Origin of the sequence: Sphingomonas sp. (genome assembly GCF_051962185.1) — a bacterium.
Lineage (GTDB): Bacteria > Pseudomonadota > Alphaproteobacteria > Sphingomonadales > Sphingomonadaceae > Sphingomonas.
On the sequence record NZ_JBQCCN010000226.1, the window covers coordinates 1 to 3517 of the forward strand.

Genomic DNA, 3517 nt, shown 5'->3' on the forward strand with positions numbered 1-3517 from the left:
GTGGAATGGGCGCATTCCTAAAATCCCCCCGGGTTTGGGGGGAGGGGTACCGCGCCGCGCCGCGGCTGGGGGGTGGGGGCGTGCCGCCAGCCAAGCCGAGAAGGATACCCCCCTCCACCGCGCGGCTGCGCCGCGCGGTCCCCCTCACCATGAATGGGGAGGATTGAACTGATTACCCTCACGCCGGCTGCATGGCGGCGGCATAGGTCCGCGCGCCTTCGCTCAGCCGCTCGATACATTCGGTGATGTGGCTTTCCTCGATCACCAGCGGCGGCAGGACGCGAAACACGTTTTCGCCCGCGGCCACCGTCAGCAGCCCGTGATTGTCGCGCAGATGGGCGACGAAATCGCGGCTGACCGCCGGCTCCTTCATCTTGATGCCGAGCATCAGGCCCTTGCCGCGGATTTCCTCGAACAGCGTGTCGTGGTTCGGGATCATCTGCTCGAACGCCGCGCGCAGGCGATCGCCCATCGCGGTGACATGCTCGAGGAAGCCCGGCTCGAGCATCACGTCGAGCACCGCCATGCCGGCCGCCATCGCCAGCGGATTGCCGCCATAGGTCGAGCCGTGGGTGCCGATCACCATGCCCTTGGCCGCTTCCTCGGTCGCGAGGCACGCGCCGAGCGGGAAGCCGTTCCCGATCCCCTTGGCCACCGTCATGATGTCGGGGGTGATTCCGTAATGCTGATGCGCCCACATCTTGCCGGTGCGGCCGTAACCGCACTGGATTTCGTCGAGGATCAGCAACAGGCCATGCTCGTCGCACGCCTTGCGCAGGCCCTGGATGAACTCGGGGCTGCCGGCGGTCATGCCACCCTCGCCCTGCACCGTCTCGACCAGGAAACCGGCAGTCTCGTCGTCGATCAGCGCCAGCGCGCCCTCGAGATCGTTGAACCGGGCGTAATCGAAACCCGGCAGCAGCGGCTCGAACCCGTCGCGCATCTTGGGCTGGTCGGTGGCGCTGATCGCGCCGAGCGAGCGGCCATGGAACGCGTTCTTGAAGGTGATGAGCTTGTAGCGTTCAGGATTGCCGTTGACGTCGTGATAGCGCCGCGCCGTCTTGATCGCGCACTCGATCGCCTCGACGCCCGAATTGGTGAAGAACACCGTGTCGGCGAAACTGTTGTCGACCAGCCGCTTGGCCAGCGCTTCGCCCTGCGGGCTGCCGTACAGGTTCGACACGTGCATCAGCGTCGCGACCTGGTCCTGCACCGCCTTGACGAAATGCTCGTTGCTGTGGCCGAGCGCGTTGACCGCGATCCCCGCGGCGAAATCGAGATACCGCTCGCCGCGCTCGCCGATCAGATAGCAACCCTCGCCTCGGACCGGCCGCACGCCACACCGCGGATAGACGGGCATGAGCGGGGTGATGGTCACGGTTGGGTCTCCTCGGGCTGCAAAAAGCAAAAGGCGGTCCATCCGGACCGCCCGGAGCGGGCATTTACTTGTTACGGCCATGGAGCGTCAACACCATGGGATCGAATCACCCATCGCACTTGTTGGGCAGATCATGCCCAAGGTGCATGACCGTCACGGTCGATCGTCAGCGGCATTGGGATCGTGGTTGCGCGCAGGGCCCTCCCCAGGAGATGCGTCGAGCTCGGCCAGTGGTGACGGGCCGCCTCACCACCCCGCCCGGATCAGTTGCGCCGCTGGTAGATCCCATCGTCCGGCATATCGTCCTGCCCGTTCGGATCGTCATAGCCTTGATCGTCGCGCGACGGGGGCGCGGCACGATAGGGATCGCCGGCGGGGGGCGCTGCCCGATAGGGATCGTCGGTCGACGGCGCCGCCCCGTAGGGATCGTAATTTTCAGGCGCCGCCCGGTTGGTATCGTAAGCCTCCGGCGCGGCACGGTTGGGATCGTATGACGGCGGTGCGTCGCGATAGGAATCGCTCGCCGCGGGCGGCGTGTAAGGCTCGTCATCGTCGGAACCGGGCGCAGAACGGTTATAGCCGTAGTCGCCCTGCGGCGGCGTCCGGTAGGCGGGCGGATAGCCCGAGGAACGACCGCGATAGGCATAGTCGCTCCCGGAATCGCTCCGCGCCTCGCGCAAATCGCGCAACAGGGCGAAAGTCCGGCGCGTCACGTCGCGACGCGCGGCGCTGTCGTCGTCGCGCTGGGCACGGCGATCGAGCCGGGCGAGTTCGTCGGCCTCCTCGCGCATGTTGGTCGCCTGGTCGTCCGTGATGTCGCCACGGCGTTGGGCGGCATCGATCATCGAGCGCACCTGCCACGGCCGCGGTACCGCAACGCGAGAGTAGCTGCTGCCATAGCCGTTCGAATAGCCCGACGAATAGGATTGCGCCATTGCGGGCGCCACGCTCAGGGCGGCCACGCCCGCCGCAGACATCAACAGGATACGCATCGTACCGGCACTCCAGTGGAGAGGATACAACGCGCAATAGCGGGACGATGTTGCGCCTGGGCTGAACGCCGCCGTCAGCCGCGGTTCAGCCGCCCCCTGCCTACGACGAGCCGCCCAGGCTGGTCAGGATTTGATCTTCCAACCCTTGTTGAGCAGCCAGTAACAGGCGAGCGCCAGCACGACGTCGAGCCCGAGCACCACCCCGCTGCCGATCAGCACCGGCGAATCGGCAGTGCCCAGGAAGCCGTAGCGAAAGCCCGAGATGATGTAGAAGAACGGGTTGGCGTGACTGAACGCCTTGAACGCGGGCGCCAGGCGGTCGACCGAATAGAAGGTGCCCGACAACAGGCCGAGCGGAATGATCACGAAATTGCTGACCGCCGCGGCGTGATCGAACTTGTCCGCCCAGATCGAGGTCAGCACACCGAGCAGCGACAGGAATGCCGCGCCAAGGAAACCGAACCAGACCACCGCCCAGAGATGCTGCGGCCAGACGCCGATGCCGTAGATCGCCATCGCCGCCCAGACGATGAAGCCGACGATGAACGCGCGCGTCATCGCGCCGCCGACGAGCGCGGCGAGCAATTCCATCGTCGAGAGCGGCGGCATCAGATAATCGACGATCGTCCCCTGGATCTTGCCGACCAACAAAGAGAAGCTGGCATTGGCGAAGGCCGGGCCCATCATGCCCTGGCTGATGATGAGGCCGGGGGCGATGAAATCGCCGAACGGAATGTCGACGCCGCCGACCGCGACCGGGCGCTTCGCCCCCGTCGCGACGGTGAAAACGACCAGGAACAGCAGGGTCGTGGCGGCCGGCGCCCAGATCGTCTGCAGGTGCACCTTGAAGAAACGGCGCACCTCCTTCACATAGAGGGTTCTCAGGCCACCCCAATTCACGCTCCGGATCACCGGAACGCCGGGGGGTGCCATAACAGTGATTTTCTCACCGGAAGTGGTGGGCGCGTCCATCGGCCACGCAGGTAGGCGCTGACGCGATGCCCCGCAACCGTTCCGGTGACGGTTTGGAAGGAATGTAGATGAGCTGGACCGACGACCGCATCGATACGCTGCGCACGATGTGGGAAAAGGGCATGACCGCGAGCCAGATCGCCGAGGCGCTGGGCGATGTCAGCCGCAACGCCGT

General features: G+C 65.9%; 4 protein-coding genes. 1 reads left to right on the forward strand and 3 read right to left on the reverse strand.

The genetic code is table 11. The features are described from left to right. Nucleotides 1–178 precede the first annotated feature (178 nt). The 3 genes from ACTHJR_RS14455 to ACTHJR_RS14465 form a co-directional block, all read right to left on the reverse strand. Nucleotides 179–1378 (reverse strand): aspartate aminotransferase family protein, encoded by a 1200-nt coding sequence (locus tag ACTHJR_RS14455; protein ID WP_440523939.1) that lies wholly within the window; start codon nucleotides 1376–1378, stop codon nucleotides 179–181. A 263-nt stretch (nucleotides 1379–1641) separates the two neighbouring features. Further along, the gene (locus ACTHJR_RS14460; RefSeq protein ID WP_440523940.1) at nucleotides 1642–2370 is read right to left on the reverse strand and encodes a hypothetical protein; all 729 of its coding nucleotides are present in this window, start codon (nucleotides 2368–2370) and stop codon (nucleotides 1642–1644) included. A gap of 123 nt (nucleotides 2371–2493) precedes the next feature. Further along, on the reverse strand, nucleotides 2494–3303 hold the full coding sequence (locus ACTHJR_RS14465; protein ID WP_440523941.1) for an ABC transporter permease: 810 nt from the start codon (nucleotides 3301–3303) through the stop codon (nucleotides 2494–2496). A 107-nt stretch (nucleotides 3304–3410) separates the two neighbouring features. On the opposite strand from ACTHJR_RS14465, the gene ACTHJR_RS14470 reads away from it, so the two are divergent. Then, nucleotides 3411–3517 (forward strand): GcrA family cell cycle regulator (locus tag ACTHJR_RS14470; protein WP_440523942.1); only part of this gene is annotated, 107 nt, incomplete at its 3' end.